This is a genomic window from Clostridium sp. HGF2 (genome assembly GCF_964240115.1).
GTDB lineage: Bacteria > Bacillota_I > Bacilli_A > Erysipelotrichales > Erysipelotrichaceae > Clostridium_AQ > Clostridium_AQ innocuum.
The window spans coordinates 212,923-238,307 of sequence record NZ_CAXSSO010000001.1 but is presented as its reverse complement, the minus strand read 5'-3'; the positions used below and the strand labels follow the sequence as shown (position 1 = coordinate 238,307).

At 40.9% G+C, this 25,385-nt stretch carries 18 protein-coding genes; 2 read left to right on the top strand and 16 right to left on the bottom strand.

Translation table 11 applies throughout. The features are described 5' to 3' along the window. Positions 1 to 222 precede the first annotated feature (222 nt). On the bottom strand, positions 223 to 702 hold the full coding sequence (locus tag ACESPQ_RS01035) for a hypothetical protein (protein ID WP_002606178.1): 480 nt from the start codon (positions 700 to 702) through the stop codon (positions 223 to 225). Continuing rightward, positions 689 to 1,300, bottom strand: coding sequence for an ImmA/IrrE family metallo-endopeptidase (locus ACESPQ_RS01030; RefSeq protein ID WP_233108879.1), 612 nt, complete (start codon positions 1,298 to 1,300; stop codon positions 689 to 691). Before ACESPQ_RS01030 ends, ACESPQ_RS01035 begins: the two co-directional genes overlap by 14 nt. A 299-nt stretch (positions 1,301 to 1,599) precedes the next feature. Between ACESPQ_RS01030 and ACESPQ_RS01025 the strand changes: the two genes are divergently transcribed. Further along, positions 1,600 to 5,004 carry an ATP-binding protein gene (locus ACESPQ_RS01025; RefSeq protein ID WP_109769855.1) on the top strand — a complete coding sequence of 1,135 codons (3,405 nt, stop codon included), beginning with the start codon at positions 1,600 to 1,602 and terminating at the stop codon, positions 5,002 to 5,004. Here the strand turns inward: ACESPQ_RS01025 and ACESPQ_RS01020 are convergent, their stop codons facing one another. The 4 genes from ACESPQ_RS01020 to ACESPQ_RS01005 all read right to left on the bottom strand — a co-directional run bounded on the left by ACESPQ_RS01020 (position 5,005) and on the right by ACESPQ_RS01005 (position 9,353). Then, positions 5,005 to 6,129 (bottom strand): glycosyltransferase family 2 protein, encoded by a 1,125-nt coding sequence (locus ACESPQ_RS01020; RefSeq protein WP_109769856.1) that lies wholly within the window; start codon positions 6,127 to 6,129, stop codon positions 5,005 to 5,007. 5 nt (positions 6,130 to 6,134) lie between these two features. Then, positions 6,135 to 6,860 carry a sugar phosphate nucleotidyltransferase gene (locus tag ACESPQ_RS01015; protein ID WP_109769857.1) on the bottom strand — a complete coding sequence of 242 codons (726 nt, stop codon included), beginning with the start codon at positions 6,858 to 6,860 and terminating at the stop codon, positions 6,135 to 6,137. A 66-nt stretch (positions 6,861 to 6,926) separates the two neighbouring features. Further along, on the bottom strand, positions 6,927 to 7,763 hold the full coding sequence (locus ACESPQ_RS01010; protein ID WP_373143785.1) for a hypothetical protein: 837 nt from the start codon (positions 7,761 to 7,763) through the stop codon (positions 6,927 to 6,929). Positions 7,764 to 7,901: 138 nt separating this feature from the next. Then, positions 7,902 to 9,353 (bottom strand): deoxyguanosinetriphosphate triphosphohydrolase, encoded by a 1,452-nt coding sequence (locus ACESPQ_RS01005; protein ID WP_002606184.1) that lies wholly within the window; start codon positions 9,351 to 9,353, stop codon positions 7,902 to 7,904. A gap of 378 nt (positions 9,354 to 9,731) precedes the next feature. On the opposite strand from ACESPQ_RS01005, the gene ACESPQ_RS01000 reads away from it, so the two are divergent. Continuing rightward, complete coding sequence (locus ACESPQ_RS01000) at positions 9,732 to 10,661, top strand: tyrosine-type recombinase/integrase (RefSeq protein ID WP_008816460.1); 930 nt, start codon at positions 9,732 to 9,734, stop codon at positions 10,659 to 10,661. 213 nt (positions 10,662 to 10,874) lie between these two features. Here ACESPQ_RS01000 and ACESPQ_RS00995 read toward each other — a convergent pair whose 3' ends face one another. From ACESPQ_RS00995 to ACESPQ_RS00950, 10 genes are all read right to left on the bottom strand, one after another. Beyond that, entirely contained in the window at positions 10,875 to 14,228 is a 3,354-nt protein-coding gene (locus ACESPQ_RS00995; protein ID WP_109769859.1) for a DEAD/DEAH box helicase, read from the bottom strand. Between the two features lie 432 nt (positions 14,229 to 14,660). Beyond that, complete coding sequence (locus ACESPQ_RS00990) at positions 14,661 to 15,026, bottom strand: sporulation initiation factor Spo0A C-terminal domain-containing protein (RefSeq protein ID WP_002606187.1); 366 nt, start codon at positions 15,024 to 15,026, stop codon at positions 14,661 to 14,663. A gap of 464 nt (positions 15,027 to 15,490) precedes the next feature. Continuing rightward, positions 15,491 to 16,879: an NADP-dependent phosphogluconate dehydrogenase gene (gndA, locus tag ACESPQ_RS00985; protein WP_109769860.1), complete on the bottom strand. Its 1,389-nt coding sequence runs from the start codon at positions 16,877 to 16,879 to the stop codon at positions 15,491 to 15,493. After that, a complete protein-coding gene (locus tag ACESPQ_RS00980) occupies positions 16,872 to 18,074 on the bottom strand; it encodes a M20 family metallopeptidase (protein WP_257272204.1) in 1,203 nt (400 codons plus the stop codon). Before ACESPQ_RS00980 ends, gndA begins: the two co-directional genes overlap by 8 nt. 11 nt (positions 18,075 to 18,085) lie before the next feature. After that, entirely contained in the window at positions 18,086 to 18,907 is an 822-nt protein-coding gene (locus ACESPQ_RS00975; RefSeq protein WP_118002353.1) for a PTS system mannose/fructose/sorbose family transporter subunit IID, read from the bottom strand. Beyond that, positions 18,907 to 19,677: a PTS mannose/fructose/sorbose/N-acetylgalactosamine transporter subunit IIC gene (locus tag ACESPQ_RS00970; RefSeq protein WP_118002352.1), complete on the bottom strand. Its 771-nt coding sequence runs from the start codon at positions 19,675 to 19,677 to the stop codon at positions 18,907 to 18,909. The genes ACESPQ_RS00975 and ACESPQ_RS00970 overlap by 1 nt, the downstream gene beginning before the upstream one ends. A gap of 20 nt (positions 19,678 to 19,697) precedes the next feature. After that, positions 19,698 to 20,189 (bottom strand): PTS system mannose/fructose/N-acetylgalactosamine-transporter subunit IIB, encoded by a 492-nt coding sequence (locus ACESPQ_RS00965; protein WP_117444833.1) that lies wholly within the window; start codon positions 20,187 to 20,189, stop codon positions 19,698 to 19,700. An 11-nt stretch (positions 20,190 to 20,200) separates the two neighbouring features. Then, positions 20,201 to 20,608, bottom strand: coding sequence for a PTS sugar transporter subunit IIA (locus ACESPQ_RS00960; RefSeq protein WP_257279092.1), 408 nt, complete (start codon positions 20,606 to 20,608; stop codon positions 20,201 to 20,203). A 105-nt stretch (positions 20,609 to 20,713) separates the two neighbouring features. Next, complete coding sequence (locus ACESPQ_RS00955) at positions 20,714 to 23,485, bottom strand: sigma 54-interacting transcriptional regulator (protein WP_002606194.1); 2,772 nt, start codon at positions 23,483 to 23,485, stop codon at positions 20,714 to 20,716. A 439-nt stretch (positions 23,486 to 23,924) separates the two neighbouring features. Beyond that, positions 23,925 to 24,950 (bottom strand): hypothetical protein, encoded by a 1,026-nt coding sequence (locus ACESPQ_RS00950; protein ID WP_373143783.1) that lies wholly within the window; start codon positions 24,948 to 24,950, stop codon positions 23,925 to 23,927. Positions 24,951 to 25,385 lie beyond the last annotated feature (435 nt).

The window sequence follows — 25,385 nt, the reverse complement described above, 5'->3', positions numbered from 1 at the left end:
GCTTATATATCAATAATGAAATGTTATTTGTACCAAAATTTATGATTTTTCAACTATCACATATCTATCATATTTTCATTTGAAGATGACATTGTCTATCGCAGATAGGAACGAAAGTATGTATCTAAGTACTTTTAAAGACCCTTTATATTATCATTATCTTCAAATATACTAAAAAGAGAAACTCGATTCACAAGCTTCTCCATTAATAACCCTAAATTTCTATGATGCTAACGCTTTGAAATCATCTCTTACTTTTTTGTCATAGTCTTGGATATTGCGTATTATTTCAACAAAATATTTTTCTTCATCACGATTAAAGATAAATTCTATGATTTTTGTTGGAATAACCAACAGTGCAGTAATCAAAGATACTGAAGCACTGATGAAAGCAACTAAAGTATTCATATCAAATCCTCTATTTACCATGACTGCAATTGAAATACAATGTGCAAGTACCACAGCTATCAAAACACCTAAAAAAATAAATACAGAAACTTTCTTACACCTAGTTTTGAATGAAAGAGATTTTGTAAAATAATCCCTATATTCGATAAGTATCTTTGTATACTCTTCATTTCTTTCTTTGATATTCTTGCGATCTTCTTTTCTTCTATCAAATTCATAGGGATCAACTTCATTATTCCGCAAATCCGAAGGTTTTTTTAGTAAATCCCAAATCGTTTTTTCATTTGATTCCATCCTCTAACCCCAATTCCCCGATTCTTCTTAATATAGCAGTTTCAGAAACATCAAAAATATCCGATAATTCATTAACAATCATTTCTTTTTTGTATCCTAAAAGTGAAAAAAATCTATATTTATCAGTAAAAATATCTTTTGGCATTAATAAAGCAGCAGCAAATCTGTTTACTCTTATTTCCGTTTCACTAGTAAGCCTTTCCTTATCCAAACTATATTCATCCGCAAAATCTGACTTCCCATCATAATCAAATATGTAATGTCCTAACTCATGAGCCATTGTAAAACGCTGGTGTCCACGATTTTCATATGCATTAATTAACATAATTCTTTTACACCCTCGTGCCTCTATTAAGGAATCACTGACCCCAATAACGCCAGAAATATTCGCTGATAGATTTTCTTTATATATCTTAAATCCCACTTTATCAAGAATATGCGCAATTGGTGTCGGATAATCCATCAATTCAAACTGATGGCGTACTTCACCAGCAATTCTTTCAATTTCATTCGAATCAGAAAAGTCTTTAAAATAATTATTTTCTTGTCTTAATTTGTCAAATACACACATAGCTCTGTGCTCTCTTTTCTTTTCCAATGTTTAACACCTCAAACTTATATTACAAAATTATTCCTATTTTTTTTGTCAAAATAAGGTATAGAAACATGGTCTTTAACAGAGACAATTCACCCCTTCCCTTTAAATATCTAAATTTTACACCATTAATTCAAAAACAACAACCTAAAACAACACAAATCTCAATAAAATTCAACCATAAATTTTATTAATCATTACTGTATTCTGTTCATATTCATACTCTCATAAATTCTTATCAATAAAGGATAATATAGGATTATCCTTAAAAAGAGTAAGACGAAAGCTATATAAGGAGCTATATGAAATTCATAGAAGATAAAGTATGGACAGAAATTCTAAATTATTTTTATAAGAAACAATATGGTAGCATAAAGGGAAATATTAAAGGTGTTCAGTTTGAAGCGTTGGTTGCATTTTTGCTTAAACTGTTATTTAATCAATATGAAATTGAATTTCATCCTACGAAGGCCTCGCATGATGGTAGTAAAGATTTTTGGGCAATTGATGAGCTGCAAGAGCTTTGGTGGGCGGAATGTAAAAACTATACACAAAATATTGCATTGAAAGAATTAGCTCCAACACTGGTTATGGCTGAACTAAATGATGTACAGCATTTGCTTTTCTTTAGTTATTCAAACCTTAATAAAAATCTCAAGCGTCATATAGGACGATATGCATTTGAACACAAAAAAGAAGTTTTCATTTATGAGAATGAAACAATAGAGGAACTCCTATTCACAAATTATAAAGAAATGCTTTCAGATTTTCTGGGTCAACAGATTAAAGCAGATTTTCATCACTCCGTAGAAATAGATTTTTATAATGAAAAAAATCCAAAACTGATAGATAAGAAACGATTTAACGGGTATTATGAAATCATGGATTTAGCTGTGGGTGAAGTGTATAATTTGAATGTTATCGCAGAAAATAAGCATAAATTCAATTCCTGTACTATTAAAATAACCATTGATGAATCAGAAGATAATTATTATTTTGAGTTTCTATCACAGGACAAGGCTTTACGTAATAAGATAATGCGTACTATTGAATTAAAACCTAATCAAATCGTATTATGTAAATTTAAAGTACGTTTAATAAAATATAGGGAAAGGCTAAAGCTTCCACGCTTATGTACGGAAGTATGCCTGAACGGTGTGCAGGAAGCAAAAGCAAAAGCTGATTCTGTGGCATATCCTTGTGAATGGAATAGAAACAATGTCCTTATAGGGAAGCATTATGAGGATCTCATAAATATATTTACACATGAGTGTATAAATAATTCCCCAATGTCCGGATTTCTGGTATATGGTGGCGGTGGTACCGGAAAAACAAGAATATTACAGGAATGCGATGCAGTTTTAACAAAAAATGATTATCATATCCTAAATTTTATAGGCTTTGATAAAAATAGTTCTTGGAAGGATGTTGTGCGTGAAATCACCTATAGCGCTTTTGCGATTTCGGAAGACCTTGCATTTCATCTCATGTGTGAAACCGACGATATCGTTATACCGAGTCTTGATGATAATATCAAAGAAGAAATTGTAGCATTTTTTAAATTATTAAATAAGAAAGAATTCGCATTTGAAGAATTGCATCGGTATCTTAAAATAATCTTTGGAAAATTATCACAGGGCAGATATGCTGTAATCATTGATAATATGCAATCTTATGCGGTAGAAATTATTGATTTCTTCAAAGAAATGATACAGTATATGCTCCAACATCAGCAATCCTCACATATTGTCTTACTTATCTCTATCAATACGAGTCTTGTATTTGATGATCGATACTTTGATTTTATCGGGGAATTTAGCAGAATTGATTTTCTCTGCAGGAAAATTGATGGATTTCAAAATGAAAAACAGGCCATCGCATATTTAAAAACTATTTTGAGCTTGGATGATTATCCTTTAAATCTTCCTGTATTAAGAAAGATTCTTGCCAGTACGTCGTTAAAGCCAAAATATATCCAGCAGCTTGCCAATCACTTAATCATATCAGATTGCATAGAATTTAAAAATCAGCATGGAATTATCAACAAATCGAAGGAACTGGAAGCGAGTTTACGATCTATTCCAGATGATTATGAAAGATTATTCAGTTCGAGTTATCATATGATATTGGATAAATATGTACAATGGAAGTCAGATATCTATGATTTTATTTCCTTACTTCATCTTTTTTTCACAATGGATGAATCATTATTAGATATATTAAATGTAGACAGAAAGATTGTTCAGGCCTTAGTCAGGCACGGGGTCATTAAAAATGAAGGTGACCATAGGAACAAATGCTATGCATTTGAACACGATCTAATTGAATCCTGTTTAAGTACGGATATCTATCCAGATCTGCTGAAAAATGCGATGAAATATTTAGAGTCCTATCAAGACCTTTTTCATACGATTCTAAGAGATAAACAGGTTCCTATTCTGCTTTATAAGCTTTCTCATCGTATGTATGCAGGCAGTGAGCTTATAACTATAAACAAACATAAAGTACTTTATACTATACCAAATAAATTTATATTTAATTTTCATACGTATTTGCTCGATAATTTCATAAATAAAAAAGATGAAATGGAATTGAATGTGTTTATTAAAGAAGTGTCTGAATGCTGTAAATATGTTAGAGATCATATCAGTGAGTTAAGTGCAGAGTATTTATTTGATAAAGCCTTTCCGCATGTTTTTGATATAGTTTCAAATGAAAAAAACATCCTCCGTGAGCAATTCTCATTCATCATACATTATTGTGAAAATAAAAACAGATTGGCAAAAGCCGATTTATCTAGAAAAATTTACACTTTATATTATGAAAGATTGGAAGCTTGTGTATTAAATCATCGCGATATGGAAAGAGAAATTGAATATGCCAAAGCTTATCTTGAAAATCGAATTTTTGTATGTGGCAGACTGGAGGGTGCTTCATTGAAATATGTTTCCAATCTCAATAATTCAATGATGACAGCAATCGCATGGCAGTTTCATGATATATTATTAGAAGACTGTTTTGATGCTGCTAATTTATTTTTTATGAATAATGAAGATTTGAAACGAGGAATAGAATTATTGAAATGGGGCTTCAGAAGCTTTGAGTTATTGCCTGCTCATACAGCAGCGAAGTTTAAAGTTAACTATTATTCGAAGCTTATTCTCTATCAATTGATTACGCAGCAATTTGAGGATGCCATCAAAACAGCGAATGAAGCATTGTCCTATATAAAAGATAACGAAATCATCAATTATCATATTTTCTTTAAGTGTCGTTATCTGAAATATAAATTGATAGCTCTGTTATTGATTGGAGACTGTTCAGATATACTTGACAGCACCTTCGAGCAGTATGAAACAAATTTAAGTATTACACATACAGATAAATCAGATGACTGGCTATTTCTTCAGGCTAAGTATGCATTTTTAAATAATAACAGAGATAACTTTGAATCAATATTTCAAAGGCTGTATACTTCAATGGATTACGCTTCAAGTAATGTGAACATGCTGGAGGAGCTCGCATTAAAATATAAATTATTGTTTCCTGAAAAAATATTTTCAGAAATCGATGACAGAGCGAAGTCTTTATCATTAGTAAATAAGCTGCTCTATATGACCCCAAACGAAATCAAAGCATTCAATGCTGACTATATAAGCAAGGCAGTGATAGTCAGCATTGATAAAAAGGATGGATTTTACATGTGATTAACAGGAGCGGTCAATAATTGAAGACAGTGGTAAGAGGTTTCCATGAGAATCTAATACCAAATCATCTTTTATGTCTCGCATATGATACCAAATCAGATTATCTTGAAGGGAAGGAAAATAATCCACGAAATAAATAATTGGGACGTTGACATTCATGAATGAGTAAGGTATTTCATCATAGATTTGTATAGGAGTGGAATAATGTGGTGTATTTTGCGGATACGTATGGATATCACAATATTCAATATCTGCTATTTTTCTTAGCTGTGAGGCATACCATTCAAACTCCCATAAAGATGATAGATTGATGAAATAATACATGGGCTTTAGTTTAAAGATTGATTTTAAATATTTAAAGGATCTCATTATGCTTGAATCGATGGTGGGTGATAGAGTTTTGTAATTTTTAGCCCAAAACATGCTAGTGGAATCACTGCGTAAATGAGAGAAACTGGCACTTTTTCCATTTTTGAATGAGCTGCTACCTCTATGATATGCAATAGAATCAGCAATAACCCAGTTTTCTAAACCTAAGTTTCCAATCTTGAGTCCTATATCACAATCACTGCAACAATACGGCATATCCAAATCCATGCCTCCTACTTCAAGATATGTTTCTTTTCGCAGCATTAATGTTGCACTTGTTGTGGAGGAGACCTTTCTATCTTCCATCGCTAAAGGATGGTTGAATTTTAGACCTCTTAGCGGATGGACAATACGGTATTTTGAGTATTCTATTCCAAAATCGATAATCCTGTTATTTATAGGGTTCAATAGTTTTGAGCTCACTGATCCAATATTATCATTGGATAATAGCTTTTTTAAAAGTGGAGAATACCAGTCCCTATAGCTGAAAATATCCTGATCACATAAGGTAATTATGTCACCATGTGATGCCTCAACACCTAGATTTGCTGTTTTTGAATACAGCATTGATTTATCATATTTAATATATGTAAATCGCTTTGGCAAATCTACTTTTAATTCATTCAGGTTATTATTATTTCCAACAATAATGATTTCTACCTCATTAGGAATGATTTTATCCAAAAGCTGTGTTGTATAATATAGCATTTCTTTGTTTCTATGATAAGGCATAATAATACTTTGCTTTGGCTCCATGATTGTTATTCTCCTCTCTTCCCTGTATTTAAATAGTTTTCTGCTGCTTTTGCATCTTCCAGAGTGTTAATATTAAAGTTGGCATCGCCAGATTGTTCGATTCGACATTTAAGACCAGTATCTATAGCTAACTGAATCCAATTGCCCATTTCATATTCCCCACGCTGTTGATTCGGTTTCAGTTCTGTCAATATACTTAACATACTCTGTCTCATCAAACATAAGCCGGTGCCTTTCCATTTGTTAAAAACCTCAATCGGCTTTTCAATTAAGCAAGTAACCAGGTTATTAGAATTCAGCGACAGTGTATAAGCCTTTTGTATATTTTCGATTGTATCTTCTGTTACGCCACATAAACAGTCTGTATCTGAATGTTTGAATTTTTCCATCATAGACATGATTCTGGGATGCACTGTAATTTCATCACTTAAACACATCATGAAATCACTATTTATGTAAGGTGCTGCTAATAATATGGCGTGTGCTATTCCTAATTGAGGTTCTTGATAAACATATGTTATTTTTATGCCTTGATAAGATTCACCCATATATTTCATAATATACTCAGCGTTATGACCAACAATGATTATTAGTTCGTCAAAATACTGTGGTAATACCAATTCAAGGCTATAGTTTATTAAGGGTATATTATTTATGGGCGCAAAGCATTTATTTGTTATCTTCATATCCAATCGGTGACCTTTACCTGCTGCCAGCAAAACGAATTTCATATAATTTTCTCCTCGTTTAATTTTCATCAAATGAAGGATAATCCTATATTATCCTTTATAGTTTCCTTATTCAAATAATGCAATCAATGCATCATATAATTCCTCCGGCGTTTGAACCGGTTTACTCACCTTCTGTTTATCCACCTGGAAATCCAGTGTGTCGATAAATCTGATTTCATTTTGATACAGATAATCAAAGCCGATCTGTAAAACTGCTACATGGCTTCGCTTCTTTAAATAGGACGCACAGTCTGCATCTATAATAATAATCTGTTTGTTTTTCACCATATTGAGCCGCTTTAGTAAATGCGGATCCGAAAACAGCCCCAAGCCGAACAGCACAATAGAGTCCGCTTCCAGAATATCTTTTTCAAACTGTTCCAATATGTCCGGATCTACTTTATGCTCCTTGTTTTCAGGTGAACTGCATATAATTTCCGATGCTTCATAATCTCCATGCAGTGCTACTATCTTCATATCAATGGTGATTCCACTGTCCTTGATATCGAAAAACTCATTTGTAATCTTATCATAGTTCGTCGTATAGCAAGTAACCCTTTCATACCCTGTCTCCTGCATTTCACGAAACAGACAGCCGGAGAAGCAACTCATTTTATGAAAAGAGTTTTTATCCGTATGCTTTAATTTTGATATTGTCCGCATCGTTTTCGGTACACTGGTCTTTTCATTATCAATAATCAAATTCTGCATATTTGTTTTTATTTTATCTGAAACAGCCTTTTCCAGCTGCTCCAGTATCTCTTCTGCTTCCACCTTGGAACAAAGATTCGCCAGCCTTGATAAAAGGAACTCTCCATTCACATTTGCATCCGCTATCTTTATGTCATCCAGCAGATGGCAATACTCATTCAACAGCCCTTTTGTCTCCTTATACCATTTCATACTAATCCATTTATTGGGGCACGCATCAAAGAGCTTTTCCATAATCTCTTCTTTATACAATGGATTATTCAAATACGCACTAAAGAAGCAATTGAACCCGTTGCCTATAATGAACACACTTTTCATTCTGCTTCCCCCTTAATCTATCGCATCCAGCTCATGATATAATGTTTTTGCATACGTATCTGTCATTCCACTTAAAAAATCAGTGACCAGTAACAGCCGTAAATATAATGCGTCACGCTCCTTATACTCACCTTCCAGCTTGGAAGCTTCCTTGCGGTAATTTGCGACGTGATTTGAGGAAAGCAGACTTGTAACCTTCTTATCTATTTTCTGCTGCTTGAAGCCTGCGTTTTTACAATCAAAATATATAATAGCAGGAACAAATTTATCCAACAGCGAGTTCAGGAGCTTATGAGCAGAGATTTCCAGCTTCATAATGCTTGTATGTGTAAACGCATAATCCTTTGCTGTTTCCTTTAAAATTTCCAATGTCTTCTCATGATAGGTATCCTCCAGCAGCTCCTTGTGATATTCTCCCTTCATAATGGCCGTATAATTGATACTGAACGAATAGGCCGCACACCACATCAGCCAACCTTTTATGTATTGCAGCCAGTTTTGGACAGCATACATTTCTGCATCCTTCACAGAGCTGCATAATTCCAATCCTTTAACATAAAGCTCCGTCAGCTTCTGCTGTGCTTCCTTTACATAATAATATTTATCATTTTTATCATATTTCTGTATTTTATCTGCGATTTTCTTCCTTAACTGATGGTAGCTGAACAACCCTTTCTTAAAGGAATCCTCTACATCTGCCACGCCGTAGGATATATCATCAGCAGCTTCCAGTAAAAACGTTAACGGATGACGTACATAGCTTCCAACAGCCAAAGTTCCGGTCTTCCTGCATATTCTTTGTACCAATTCCTCATCAGCCTGAAAGAACCCCATTTTATGATATTGGATATTTTCTGCTTTATCATCGATATCTTTGGAACAGCACGGATATTTAATCAATGTGTTAATAACTGCAGCTGTAAGATTCATGCCAAATTCACTATCCGAGAACGGCAGCTTTAGTATGGAACGAAGTGCCTGCGCATTCCCTTCAAAATTCTCAAGATCCATTCGCTGCTGTTTACTCAACAGGCTGTATACAGATTCTTCTCCATACATAAGCTCTTTCAAGTGATTTCGAAACCAGTCTCTTATTATCGTTTCGCCAAAATGACCAAACGGCGGATTCCCAATATCATGCAGAAGACCTGCACAGAACAGAATGTCCGGCATTGATTCTGTTTCATGCATAGAAACCCTGTTGTATTTTTTCAAACGCTTTCGTGTCAAATTTGCCAGCTGCTTGGCTGTAAATGCCGTTTCCAAAGAATGTGTGAGTCGAGTTCTTACAAAATCATTTTTGTCCAATGGAAAAACTTGTGTCTTATCCTGAAGTCTTCGAAAAGCTGCGCTCTGGATAACCGTTTGCTGATCCTTTTCAAATTCGTCCCGTAATTCCTTATCAAATTCTTCCAATGGAATCGCCGCCAGACGTTCATCTGATAACAATGCTTCCCAATTCATATTGCCTCGCTTTCCCTGATACTGTCTTTGAAAAGAGAATACGACAAAAAGCCCCCGTATTTTCCCCACTCTTTTTCTTTATTATACAATAGAAACAGCTAACCATGTAAAATTTCTCGTACTTTTTTATGTTTTTTTCTATTATTGCTACCTATCGTTTTACAAATCTTATAATTCATGGAATTCATTCAGCAAATATCACTGAGAATCAACATCCATCAGCTTCCTTTCGCAAACCATTCAGCTTTTTAAATCCTTCCTCACTTCTTATCCTCTTACATTTCTCCGTCAATAAATTTCATAATTTACAGTATTTTCCATTTAATATATATTTACATATTTTCCATATAAACTAGCATAAACCTTGAGGTGAAAAACATGAACTATATCTTAACCAAAGAAATTGTAGACCGGTATCTGCAGGAATGCAGTATCGCAAAAGAGCTGAACGCCCACACACTGAAGGCCTATCAGATCGATCTGAAGCAGTTTTTATGTTTCATGGAACCCTATGCATACGATGTACAAAAGGAATCTCTGCATGCCTATATTCTGCATCTGCACAAGACATATCAGAAACCAAAAACTATAAAACGCAAGATTGCCAGCATCAATGCCCTGTTCTCCTATCTTGTTTTTCATGATCTGATGGAAATCAATCCCATGAGCCGTCTGCGCACCTCCTTTCGGGAACCCCGGCTGCTGCCCAGAACCATACCGTACACACACCTTTCCTCCATCTTCAACCGCATTTATGATGAGATGAAGAACTGCAAGACCAGCTACCAGCGCAAGGTATGTGTCCGCAATGCCGCCGTCATGGAGCTTCTCTTTTCCACCGGCATGAGAGTCTCCGAGCTCTGCCATGTCAGGGATGAAGAAATCAACCTGCGTGAGCAGTATGTCCGCATTTATGGAAAAGGATCAAAGGAGCGCATCCTGCAAATCGGCAATCCGGACGTGTTGAAAATTCTCTATTCCTACCGCTCCATGTTTCAAAAAGAAATCGAAACCAGCGGCTTCTTCTTCATCAACAAGCTCGGCAACCCGCTCTCCGAGCAATCTGTGCGCCTGTTGATTGCCCGCTATGAGAAAGCGCTGAAAATCCCCCAGCATCTGACGCCCCATATGTTTCGCCATACCTTCGCCACACAGCTGTTGGAGGAAGACGTGGACATCCGCTACATTCAGCATATCCTTGGACACAGCTCCATCACTACCACGCAGATCTACACCCACATCAGCTCCAACAAGCAAAAAGAAATCCTGTACCATAAAAATCCAAGAAATTTCATAAACCAGAGCTGATTGCACATATACTGCATCCCGCCTCTTGTCTAATTCAAATCCGAACAGCAAAAAAGAGAATTCAGAGATACTTTGCGTACATGAATTCCCTTTTTCTATATAATTGGCATTGTATTAAAGCATTCCGAAAATCTCCATCTCTTACAGGAAACTTTCTGATCAACGAGAGTGAAGACTTCCCTTCATCTTTGGTTATACACTGGCTTTCCCCGTTCAGCCATTCACCTTCAGCAGCTCCAGAATCTGATCCTTATCCATCCTCATGATATTCGTCTCATTCTCTTCCACGAAAATATCCGCAAGCTCCTTTTTCATCTGCTGTAAATGCTGAATACGCTCCTCCACGGTATTGCGCATAATCAGCTTATACACCTGCACGCGGGAATTCTGACCGATGCGATATGCCCGATCACTTGCCTGATTCTCCGCTGAAACATTCCACCAGGGATCATAATGAATCACTGCCTCCGCAGCTGTCAGATTGATACCGGTACCCCCGGACTTCAGTGAAATAAGGAACACCTTCTTTTCCTTATCCTGAAACTTCTGCACAAGCTCCCGTCGCTCCTCCTTACCGGTACTTCCATCCATTCGGAAATACGGTATATGCAGATGCTGGAGCTCAACCTGAATCAAATCCAGCATGGAGGTAAAATTGGAAAACAGCAGCACGGACTTATCATTCTCCACAAGAGAGCTCACCAGCTCCATGCAGGCCTTCAGCTTACTGGAAGGCTGCGATATCTCCTCATACACAAGACGCGGGTCACAGCAAATCTGCCGTAAGCGCATCAGCATTCCCAAAACCTGGAACCGATTGGTCTTCACCAGATCAAGCTCCTGCTGCAGCTCTTTGTTGACCTGTGCAAGATTCGCCATATACATTGTTTCCTCTGCCTCATCAAAGGCGATACTGAGCGTTGTCTCCGTCTTTTCAGGCAGCTCACTCAGCACCTCCTTCTTCACTCTTCGCAGAATGAACGGCTGTACCATTTTCTTCAGCTGCTCCTGCTTCTCCTTATGCTTTCCAAGAACGATATCCTTCTCGAAATGATGGGAGAAATAGCGGTAATCAAACAGGTAGCCCGGCATCAGAAAGTCAAAAATACTCCACAGCTCAGCCAGTGAATTTTCAATAGGTGTACCTGTCAGAGCCAGTGCATGATGGCTCTTCAGACGCTTCGTGCTCGTCGCATTCATCGTCCGCTGGTTTTTGATATACTGTGCCTCATCCAGAATCTTATAGAAGAACGTCCGGCTTTCATAATAGCCGATATCCCTCTTCAGATAATCATAGGAGGTAATCAGCAGATCCATATCCATACTGCTGCGGATCAGCTCCTCCCGCTTTGCCTGAGAGCCTGTGATACAGCAAACCCTTAAATCACTTGCAAATTTACGCACCTCATCCTCCCAGTTATACAGCACACTGCTCGGCACAACGACAATGCTGGTGCGGCCTGCCTGCTTTTCGCTTTCCAGAAAGGCAATGACCTGCAACGTTTTTCCAAGACCCATATCATCCGCCAGAATACCTCCGAAGCCATACTGGTGCATCAGCTTCAGCCAGCGAAAGCCATCCTTCTGATAATCACGTAAAAGCTCATTATAGCGCTGTGGTATTTCAATATCCTGTGTACTGATCTGCTGAAAGGAGTTCAGTATATTCTGTAAGACATCCTCTTTATGGAAGGCAATGGAGTCACTTCCCTTTGTGAATGCATCCAGCATGAACAGACGATATCCCGGCAGCTGTATGCAGTTCTGTTGCAGCTGTTCATCCTCGATATGAAACTCCTGCATCATCGTATCCAGTTCCTCCAGCTGATCACTCTTCAGATTCAGCAGCTTCCCGTTTTTCAACCGATAAAAATGCTTTTTCCTGCGGTAGGCGCGCAGCACATCCAGCAGCTCCTCCTTATGAATATCGCGGCTGTGTAAATCGATTTCCAGAAGGTTACCCGCAAGGCGAAGCCCTGCATGCAGATTAACCACATGCTTCTTATTCATATTCTTCAATACATCACTGACAAAAATCTCACAATATCCCGACAGAAACGGAAGGCCGTCCCGCATGAACTCCAGCAGGGTTTCACTCACATCATGAAACAGCGCACAATGCTCCTTCGGCTGTATGATATCCGCATACTGCCTTATGAAATTTTCAACGATCTCCTGGCGCAGCGGCAGATATTCCTGCTCATCCTGAAAGCCCGGTATCCGTTCATCCTCATACAGAACATCCAGCTGAAAATACACCCTTCCCAGCTCATCAATATCCCCATACAGCTCCAGTCCGATCGGCTCCAGCGTATAGGCATACTTCGCGATTCCATACATATTCGCATAATCACGGATTTCACTTAGAACATATTTATAGAAATCCGCAAACTGCTCATTGCGCACATACAGCTGCTGCTCACTCAGGGAATCAATCAGCTCCAGACACTTCCCCTGTTCATCAAAGCGATAGCGGTACAGCGTATCATCCTGCATGCGGTACAAGTGATGCCGTCCCCGAATACCGCTTTTCAGCAGCGACCAGTTGCGGAAGGTAAGCAGTACAAAATCCTCCTCACTCTTTACGCGGATGTCCAGCAGCTGTCGTTTATCCTTCATCTGAATGTTGCGATAGCGCTGTGGAAGGCGCCCCAACAGCTCATAAAACTCATCCATATACAGCGGAGGAATCTCCATAACACTCGGATTGGATACCAGCGTCTTTCCCTCATAAAAGCAGTTTTTCAGAAAACGGATCAGATCCTGGCTGTCTTCATCAAAGCGGTTTATCGAATGGGTGAACGCCAGAGACATACCATATTGTGCATAGGTCTGCTGGGCAAGGCGCTCAAAGAAATCCGCTAGACTGCTGATGGTATACCATTTCCGGTCTCCGATTTTCAGTGCGATATACATATGCTGCTGGTCAGTGACCTCAGCTTCCACAAACAGATGCACCTTTTCCACATGCTCACGGTTTTGCAGCTCCTGATAATAGACCTTGCTCTCCTGCAGAATATGACTGGAGGTCGCAAACTGCTTCATCAGCTCTCTGCGGCGGGTATTCTCCTTCACCATCGCCTCGATGTTCTGATGCTCCTTCAAAATTTCCATCTGCAATCTGCCCTTTTTTACAGGTACTGCTTCCTTTTCTGCAGAAGTCCTCTGCTTCTCTTTCTTAACAGGTGATGGACTCTGCTGAAGCAACGGAAGTTGTGCAGCTGGCTGTACGGCGATTTCTTCCTCTTTCCGTTCATAGGAATATGGAAACTTCTCCGGCTGCAGATCATGAATCTGATACAGTACGGCAAGCAGATGCTCACATATTTTTGTTCGCTTGCAGCTGCAGAAATAATAATCCACATCACTCTCCGCATTTAATGTAAACTGCAGTGTCGCATAAAACTTGCCACTCAATGTTTCCATCCGTGCCTCTACGTGGTACTCACTCTGCGTTTTTGCTATATATATTTTTTTGATCAGGTTTTCTTGTTGAACCTTTCTGGCCTTGATCAGCTTTGTTTCACTTTTTGTCTGTCGCTTAATATCATCTACCGTTAATCTCACAGCTTCATCCCTTTACTCCTGCTTTTCCTATCTTTACAAATATGCAGGGTATCCTTTCTATTCCGAATACAAAAAAGCATCCAATACGTCATGTTACGTATTGCACACTTTTCCTCGCGTTTCTTCTTATATGATACCTGCAAATCCAAATAAGTCAAGCCGCTTTTCCTTTATTTTCTAAATCCGTCAGGAAAAACAGATACGATTCACCAAAGTAGCATGCGCGGTTAGGCGCTGATCGCTGAAACAACAGCAGTCTATGACAGCCTGTAAACTCTATATGCTATCAAGCAATGGTATCTCTATCAGCCTATATCTGTGTTTCAAAGCGGTGAGGCATTACGAAAACAGCTTACTGTACATTCTGAGCTTCTCTGTAATAAGGCATCCCGCGCACCGCAGCCATACATTCTGCCAGTAGCACAAAGCAGGCTACATATGCCGAACCCGCAGGACATCCACAACCATCATAATAAATTCCCGGTTGGTCGGCTTACCTTTATTCTTACTGATCGTATTACGGAACACGGAATACAGAAAGTCCACATCCCCGCGATCCAGCGTTGCCTCTACGGCATTGCGGATACTGCGCTCCACACAGGAAGGCGTTGTATCATAAGCCTCAGCTATCGTTGCATATAGGCCATTCATCATATTCTTTAATAGCTCCGGATGATCATAAACTTCCAGGATAGCGCTGCGCAGATAATAGTGCCCTTTGATGTGTGCGGGTGTTCCCATGTCATGCAAAAGATTTGTAACCTCTTCGTATAATTCCTTTGTCAATGTATCCATCATAAAATTCCCTCCATCCATTTCTCTGATTCCACACACTAACAATAATTTAAATATGTCCAGAAGTAAACCGATGTCGTTATCTGTCGAAATTTATAATTTATAAAAGCGTTTGTATTTACAGGCCATTGCAGTCTTATCAGGGTATCCCGTATCGTCTGGTGTATTTCTATGATGATCCTTATGCCAACAGTAACAGGTGTTCACAATTCCCTGCCGCATATAAAAAAATGAAGGGTTCATAACGAATCCTTCGAGTGGGCAGACAATCTATATAAGCATTTAAAGACCGCCGCTTATTCAAGCCTGCACATCCATCTTACAGCAGGAAGATATACGGATGCCTTATTGCAAGCATCCACGAACAGCATAAAGAATCCAAATCTATTGGTATACACAACAGATTGGATTCTCCTTTTTCTATTCACACTGAGTAAGCATGCCGTAATCAGAAAATGCTTCCGCATTTACTTTAGCCAGTCACTGTGGAACACCCCTGCCTGATCCACACGCTCATAGGTGTGTGCACCAAAGCAGTCCCGCTGTGCCTGTATCAGATTCGTTTCCAGACTTGCCGTGGTGTAGCCATTGACATAATTCATCGCACTGCATAAAACCGGTATATACAAGCCCTTTTGCAGAGCGAAGCTGATGATGCGCTGTAAATCCTCTCTGCCCTGTTTCACATACTCTGTAAACTGATCGGATACAAGCAGATTTGTAAGGTTTGCATCCTTGTCATAGGCCTGATATATATCCTTTAAGAACTCTGATTTGATAATACAGCCATTCTGCCATATCACCGCGAGCTGCTTGGTATCAATATGGTAGCCGCATTGCGCATTCACGGCAGCTATGAGGGAAAAGCCCTGTGCATAGATGCTCGTTTTTGCCAGCAGCACCGCCTTATACAGATCAGCAGCCAGCTGCTCATTGCTGGTTTCTTCATCCTGTGTACCTGCATAGCACTGTTCCGCCTGTAGCCGTTGGGCTTTCATGGAGGAAAGAAATCTTGCTTCCACCGCCTCTATAAGGCTTGGCACAGGAACACCGTATTCCAGAGAAACACATGCTGTCCATTTTCCGGTTCCCTTCTGCTTTGCGACATCCAGCACCTTGTCAAGCAGCCATTCCTCCTGTTCCTTTTTTTGCAGGATATCCTCTGTGATATCCAGAAGATACGAGGCAAGATTATGCTGATTCAGCTGATGAAATGCCTTTTGCACAGCGGCACGATCCTTTGGATACAGCCTTTTCAGGATTGCATAAAGCTCCGCAAGCAGCTGCATATCGGCATATTCAATACCATTATGCACCATCTTCACAAAATGGCCGGAGCCTTCTTTTCCGATATAGGTACAGCAGGCTGTGCCGTCTTCATTTTTAGCAGCGATTGCAGTAAAGATGTCCGCAATTTCGCAATAGGCCCTGTATTCTCCGGAGGGCATGATGCTGGGACCATGCAAGGCTCCCTTTTCTCCACCGGAAACACCGCTTCCTATCAGATAAAATCCATCCTGCTGCAGGGACTGCATTCTGCGCTGTGTATCCTCATAATAGGAATTCCCACAGTCAATCAGTATATCCCCTTTCGCAAGCAGCGGCTTCAAGGATGCAATGACACTGTCCACCACACGTCCTGCCGTTACCATTAGGATGATTTTACGCGGTTTTTCAAGGCTGTTGACAAAGGCTTCCAGTGACTCATATCCGAAAAGCTTCGGATATTTCTGTGTAAACTGCTTTGTGATTTCTGTTTCTATATTGTATACAGATACAGAGAAGCCGTGCTGCATGATATTGCGTGCCAGCGACTGTCCCATGACGCCCAGTCCGTATACTCCGATATTATTCATAGCGAGCCTCCTCTTCCTGACGGCGCTTTAATTCCTCCTTGGCCTGCTTGAGCAGCTTCGGGTTCTGATACAGCGTCAGAATACTGTTTGCCATTGCCTTGCTGGAAATATCAAGACAGTGTTTGCCGGCATCGGATATTGCGAGCTCGCGAAACTGATCGGTATGGCCGGATATCTTCTTTTCCGGAAGCAGTGTCATATAGAGATTGCATGCGGGAATCACACGGGAAACATTTCCCAGATCCTCTCCACCCGCATCACTCGGCATTCCCTCCATCATGGGCTCCCCAAGGGCCAGCATTTCCTCTCTGCACAGCTCAGCGAGCACCGCATTCGGCATACGCCCGTAATATCCCGGTATTTCCTTATAGCTTACCCTGCAGCCGCTGGCCAGTGCCATGCCTTCTGCAATGTTTATGATTTTCTGTTTGGTGGTTTCGATATCCTTTGCCCGCATGGTGGATATTTCCACCTCCAGCCTTGCATAATCCGGGATGCGTCCGATATCCCATTCACTTTCCGCTAGGATACAGCAGATATGAATAGAATCACGCAGCTGCTGCCGGGCAAGTCCCACTGCCTGATAAAACAGATTCGCCGCATCCAGTGCATTGATGCCATTTTCCGGATGGGATTCTGCGTGTGCACTCTTACCGAAGTACTCTATTTCAAAGTCGGTAAAGGAAGCACATTCTCCGCCGATTCTTGCCATGGCACTTGTCGGATGCATCAGAAAAACAGCATCCAAACCGTCAAATACACCCTGCTTAAGCATGATGATCTTTCCTCCGCCATCTTCCTCGGCAGGAGTTCCATATACCTCGATGCTGCCTTCCAGCTCACTGCTTTCCAGAACCTGCTTTACTGCGGCTGCACAGCCTAGCGCACTGGTTGCGATCAGGTTATGACCGCAGGCATGCCCCAGTCCCTTTAATGCATCGTATTCCGCAAATACGGCAATTCTTGGACCGTTTCCTTTTTTGAATACAGCCTGAAAAGCCGTATCCAGACCGGCGATTCCTGTTTTCACAGCAAATCCCTGCTCCTGCAGATAAGAAGAAAGCGCATGTGCAGCTTTCTTCTCTTCAAAGGCAATTTCAGGATTTGCATGGATATAGGAGGCCAGCTTCCATAAGCGGTCAAATTCGCGGTCTACGGTTTCAATGCTCAGCTTCTTTATTTCATCCTTATCCATAAGTTCCTCCACTATACAATATCAAAGAACGCGCCGACCAGACTCAGGACGATTATGATAATGATATATAAATTGAACTTCATTCCCTTTTTCTTGATGGCGAAGAAGATCAGTGCAATGACAGCAAGCGGCAGGATACCGGGAATAATTTCATCCAAAATCTGCTGTACGAGAATCGGATCACTGTTTTCAATCTTCATACCGGCTGTTGTTGTCAGTGTAACATAGCTGGCAGACAGGGCCCCCATCATCATAAGACCAAGGATACTGCAGGCCTGAATGATTTTATTGACAACACCGCTCTGTAAGATTTTCGAAATACTCGTTCTACCGATACGATACCCCATATGCCACATGAAGTAACCAATCGTAAAGCCACAGATCGGGAACAGGATACAGGCAAATACCATACCTGCATAGTTTCCGCTTAAGGCCATGGTAGCTGCAAGTGAGAAGCAGATTGCCTTAATGGTTCCCCAATACAGTGTATCTCCGATACCTGCCATAGGTCCCATAAGTCCGGTTTTGATAGAAGCAATTACCTCATCCGGAATTTCAGCACCGTTTGCCCTGTCCTCCTCCAGCGATAACACGATACCGGGGATGATGGCACCGATGGTTGCCTCTGTATTAAAGAACTGCATATGGCGAACCAGTGCCTGTCGATACTCCTCATCATCTGTGTAAAGCTTTCGCAGCGGCTTTGACAGCGTCACCGCCATGGACAGCGACTGATATCGCTCATAGGAATGGGATACCTCAGCCAGTAAACGCCATTGTATATAGGAACGGGTTATATCCCTTTTTGTAAGCTTCTTTTCATTTGTTTCCATTAGTCATCATCCTCCTCTGCAGCAGGCGCTAATTCTTTTTTATTCGTCATCCAGTAAATCAGCAGTGCAATGGATGTTGCGAAGACTGCGACTGCCATTACATCCAGTTCGAAATACACGACCAGGAAGTAGCCGATTACAAAGAACGGTACCAGATCACGTTTACCGATTGTGTAGACAGCAATCGCGAATCCGATTGCCGGCATGACACCTCCGGCAACTTCAATTCCGTGCATTGCCCATTCCGGCAGCATATTCAAAACATTGGACACAACCTCCGGTCCCACCATATTCGCCAGAAAGATTTCCGGGAAGGTGATACAGAACATGAACAGCAGCGGCCATTCTCTCGCACAGCGCATCATACCCTTCACATTTCCTTCCTCTGCGTATTTGTCAGCCTTATGTACAAAGAAGGAATTCACCGTATATTTCAGATTGTATACCCATCCGCCAAGAATACCGAATGGCACAGCGATAACCAGTGCTGCTGTAGGCTCCATACCTGTTTTAATGGCAATCGGTATAGCAATCAAGGCTGCTGCCGAGCCATCTGCCGGTACGGTTCCACCCGGATAAATGATTCCCAGATACATCAGCTCGATGGTACCACCAAGGATCAGTCCTTCCTGCAAATGTCCTGTCGCAATACCAAGAACCGCTCCGATCAGTGCCGGTGATCCCAGAGTTTCACTGATAGTGTAACCAAAATCAATACTCGATAAGAAATACCAGACTCCGCATAACAGCGCTAATAAGAATGTATTCATAATTTCTCTCCTCTCTCTTTTTAAAATTCAAGATTCTCTATAACCTTATTGATTTCATATTTCTGTTGACTCGGCACAACATGGATATATACCTCGCACCCCTCATTTTGTATTTCCTTTAACAGTGTGGCGTCTTTCGCATCAAAGGAAATTCCGCTCGGTGTGTTTACACGTCCGTTTCCTCCGCCCAATCCGCCGATCTGTAAAGACTTCATCGGAAATCCGCGCTTTTGCATGCTTCTGGCATCCTCTACAGACTTAAACAGCATCAGCACGTTCCCTTCTCCGAACTGATTTTTCTCCCATTTGGTAATTGCCTTGTCTATCGTGAAGATACTTACGCGGACATCGGATGGTGCCGCCATTTTATATACACTCCCTAAAAATTCATCATTCGCCAATGCATCGTTTACAATAATAATACGGTCTGCATTTGCCTGTTTCACCCATTTGGTAACAACCTGTCCATGAATCAGACGAAAATCTATTCGAATCAAGCTAATTGCTGCCATCGTAATTCCTCCTATCTTTCATTCAGCAGTTTTACAACATCCTTGCCGCTTTCCCTTAATGTGGCAAGCCCTATTGTTTTTAATTCGTCCACAGCATAATTTCCCTTCTGTGAGGTCACCTCGATATACATTGCCAGATTCAATCCGGAAATCACCTGCATGTCATATGTTTTCGACAGAATCGCACATGTCGTACACGGTGTTCCGCCAAACAGATCCACCAGGCACAGAACCTTACCATCACCCAGCTTCTCCAGCTGCTTCTCCAGCATTGCTCTGTAATCCTCCGGCTGCATTCCCGGCATCAGAGAAAACGCAAATACATTCTCTGCCTCACCGGCAATCATCTCAGCGGATTTCATCAGCTCTTCACCGAATCGGCCATGTGTACAGACGAAGACCCATACATTATCCTCCATAACTTACTCCTTTCTTATTACCTTCACTCATTTACTAGCAAGTCCCGTGCCAAAATAAAAAAGTGCCTGTTTATCAGCACTTTTCCATCTCTGTATGCTAGTGTGTCATTCTGTGTCAAAGTTATCCATGATGTAAGCCACTTCTGTGTCAGAGATGCGGATTTGAAATTCCCGCTCAATGATTTTCATCGCTGTACGGACAAGACGATACAGCTTTTCATTTCGCTGAATACGTTCCTGACAGGCATCATATTCCATCTCCGCACCGCGAATACAGCGCTCAATCATACATCCGACATGCATCATATAACCAATCAGTATCCGGTTATAGTCGTCAATATCCCACATCTTGGATATGACCTGGAAGGATTTGCGTATCACATCATCTGCTTTTATCGGGTCAAGGAACACAAGCGATTCCTTCAGAAAATTATTCATGACGATATTGGAGGAAACCGGCTCCCTGTCTTCAACCCCAAGCGCTGTGGATATGATTTGTGCGATTTTTGCCAAACCGTCCTCCAGAATGATTTTATCACTGGATATGTACAGCGTATCCTCCAGATGCAGATCTCTGGCACCGACAACGGCAAGAATACGTTTATTTTCCAGATGCTTTTCTTTAAAGGATTCCGTATTGCATGCAACAATATCGATATGATATTCGTCTATGGCAGGTATGGCGGAGCGAATCAGCTCTCCCAGCTTAACCGCTGCCCCTTCGCCGCTCAGACAAGTCGTTACAATGACATTCTGGTGCAGGGCCTTTTGCTTGATTTCCTTGGAGTACAGCTTTCCGATATATGGAGTATAGCTTCGCAGCTCGCGATACAAATCGTCCAGTGTATATTCGCTCAGCATCGTTTTCCGCAAAGCTTCCAGTACAAACGGTGTGGATATCATATCGATTGTCTTTGTTGGAATTCCGGTTTTCTGTGTAATGATTTCTCCAAAGGATAGCAGGGAGCCCATATCGACAAGAATGAGCACCCCCTTTCCCTCATCAATTTCCTTCACCTTGCGTGTCACCGTTTCCAGAAAATCATCCACACTCTGATGTAGGCTCATATCAAGCGCATGACCATGGCGTGTGTCCAGCAGCGCGTTGGCAACATCCACCATATTGCGTGCCACACCGTTTCCATGTGCCAGTGCAAGAAGTGCAATCGCTCCGTTTACCTGCGGCTTATCCTTTTCAATACACAGAAACATTGTAAAGAAGACGATTTCCTGCGGTGGAAACGGAATTTCCAGCTCTTTCTGCAGGAAGCTCATGATTTCCATTGCCACATGATATTCATTCGGATTTTCACTGAGAACGTCATAGACGTTTGCATTCAGCTCATGCTCCTTACGCTTGTTTTCCATCAGCGCGGATATATGCAGCGCCATTGCCGTATACACCTTTTTGGAAATCGGATAGCCAAGTCGCTGCTGAGCCAGCTGCAGGGCAACCTCTACTGCATGATATACATGAATCGGTACAATTTTGTAAAGCATTGCTTCACTCCCGGATTCCTCAATCTGATTGCTTAAGGTTTTGATATAGGTTTCGATATACATGCGCATATGACGGTTGATGTTTGCATTGTCAAAGCCCTTTGCCTCATAATCCTGAAAACGGCGGTTCATTTCCTCATAAATATTCAAAAACTCGCCATCATAGTGTTCCAGCTTTGTTTCCTGATCATAGACGAAGATCTCCTGATCATGTATGGTCAGAAAATCATCAACCTCCTTCTGCTTGCCGGAATTTAAAAGACCGTGATAGATATGCTCCTGCAGTAAGGACAAAGTAATGCGAATCACGTTATCCTGACGGGATATATGCTCCAGAAAGCCGTTGGCACAGAGCAGGCGGATATCCGCCTTCAGCTGCCCGATGTTCCCCTTGCAATCGTAGGACAGCAAAGCCCGCATGACCTTGGCCTTAACCTGAATAGGAATTTTGACCTGGTTATATTCCTGACGGAAGAATTTTTCAATCAGCTCATAGCGCTCTTCAATGGAGCGCTCCTCCAGAGAAGGCATGGTGATCGTCATCGGTATCCTTCGTAAAAAGGTCTGAAGCAGACTGGATTCCAGGTTTTCCGTTGTTGCGGCGATGATCAGCACTCTGGCATCCTTGCTAGTTTCATTGGCTCCCAGCTTGCGGTATTCTCCCTTGTCCAGCAGCATGAACAGCATTTCCTGCCCCTCCGGAGGCAGCCGGTGAATTTCATCCAGAAAGAGGACACCGTTTTGTGCCTTTTCCACCAGACCTTCACTTTCCCTGTCTGCGCCGGTATAGGCACCCTTTACATATCCGAACAGCTGTCCCAGCAGAAGCTGTGGATTATCCGCATATTCGGCACAGTTGAAAATAACAAACGGTGCAGTCTTTTGCAGTACACCATGATCCTTGGCATACTGATACATGATTTCCGCAAACATCGTCTTACCCGCACCTGTTGGTCCCACCAGCAGTGTATGCAGGCCAAACGGCGGATAGATCATAGCCGCCTTTGCCTTGTTGATCATCGTCTTCAGACTTTTATCACTGCCGATCAGCTTATCGAAATCATTTTCGGTATACACTTCTCCTCGTTCCTGCAAATATTCCTGCAGAGAGGAAACAGCAAAACGTTCCAGTGAATGCGCCAGCAGGACCTCCATGCGTTCCCTGTCGAAATAATAAACCGGTCTTCCGGTGATCTTGATAACTGCATTCTCCTGAAAAAGCTGATTCAGTTCTTTACTTACATTCGCCCGATCCATCCCCATGAAATCGGATAGCTGCTGTGCGCTGACCCCCTCATAGCCTTCCTGTATGGAAGAAAGGCTGATGTCTGCACAGAGTTGCTTCAATGTGTCTGCTACCCTGGATTTTCTCCGCATGTTTTCACCTCTTTATTCTGATACGTGTTCAATGCGATTATAAGTTATAAGTATTTGAATGTCAAAATGTCTGTGAGAATTTCCTGAATTTTACTTTACATAAGCAGGCGGTTTCTACACATTATTTATATCGCTCCTTCCTACGTAATAATATGCATAATGAAAAAAACATATATTATATCCTTTATGTGCTTTCAGAATGAAGCGCGTTCTATACCGATTTTATAAGCATACATAACAAAGAATTAAAAGGTTTGCAAAGTGTGACTGCTATCAGTTTGACACGTTTTAAAGTACTTCCAGCTGCTGTTCCCATAAGCTCTTTCACTTGCAGATTCAACTTATCTCATGATATTGCAAAAACAATAAACAAATTTTAGTGGTACAAAAAAGAGCTGAGATGATACAGCTCTTTAAAAATTACTGTAGGTATAGCTTTTTAGGATAGATGTAGAGATTGCAGAACCGTAGGTCGTATGTCTTCTTCAACATCCAGTATGTTCATAGCATCCACCGCACTGACATCGATTTTCTGCATCAGTTTTTTTACATAAACTAGTGTTGCTTCCACTTTTCCCTCTTCCTTGCCTCTTTGCTCAATGAAATCGCTAAAGTTGCACATCGTCATGACCTCCTTATCTATCTCCTTCTCCATTAGTATACCATACGTCTTCTGTAATTGATCCTTTTTATCCTCTATAACGAGATTTTTTATAAACAAAATCTTTAACAGCTCTAAAAGCCTCTGCTTGTTCTCATCCTCCTGCTCTACCGCATTCGGAATATCCTGCGCTTTTCGTACGCCTTCCTTCTTCGGATACACCATGACTGCTGTGAGCAAATCATAGTCCTCCCTTGCGGCATGCCATATCTTTGTTTCACATGTTTCCTGTATCTTATAGGTGTTGATGACATCATTCTTTTGATTGTTATGACCGATACAGATCCAGATGGAACAGACCTTTCTGATCCTGTCATAATCCGAATGCTGAAATCCATCCTTGGGATGCTTCTGTCTTGCCATCAATCTGCTGCAATAATACAAAGCACGCTTGATCAGAGGATAACCGGGATCATCCTTTGCCTGGCTTTCCAGATTGATGATCATGCGAACTTTCTTATCCGCAGGTGTGCTCTTATCGGCTTTCTTCTGCTTCATGGGGATTGTCGCCTCGAACTGAATATCGTATTTGATCTGTGCCCCCGGTATGGCTTCATCCGTGACCTCAACCTGCTGATCATCGATATTTTCACAGTCTGCTGTGTTTATAGAAGACATTTCGATATAGGACGGTATGTCCTCCAGTGGAATATCTGCGTATTCCGGAATACAGCCCTTCATCACATAGGCGAGAATCTGCTTGTTTGATAATAGCTTTTTACAGTACATGTCATATTTCTTTTTATTATCATAGCAGCTAATCATAGCTGCTGCTTCTGTTTTCATTTTTGTTGTCATAATCATATCCTTTCTTTCTCCTATTGCTATCTGTACTTTAAGGATATGATCCGGTGGTGCTCTTGTTCTGCTATTGTTTTCATTAGCATACAGAGGTACCTGCTGTTTCGTATCATACGCAGGAACAGATGCAACAAAAACAAGGCAGTCCTTACCGCCGACAAGCGGTGTTCAGCTGCTGTAAGCTACTTAATAATTGTAAGGAATGAATGAACGTATAAGAAAAAACGCTTCTAGCAAGCGGTTGAGCTACTGAAAGGCCGGGGCTTTTGCGGATGAATTAGATGTGAATGGATTGTAGTATTTATATAGTTTCTCATAGACCGACCTCTCCTTTTTTTGTATTTACAGTGTAGCATATATCCTGTCGGAAATACAGAAAAAATCTTAAAATCAGAGTATAGATGAAGTGAAAAAATTCATTTGGTAAATCATGATACA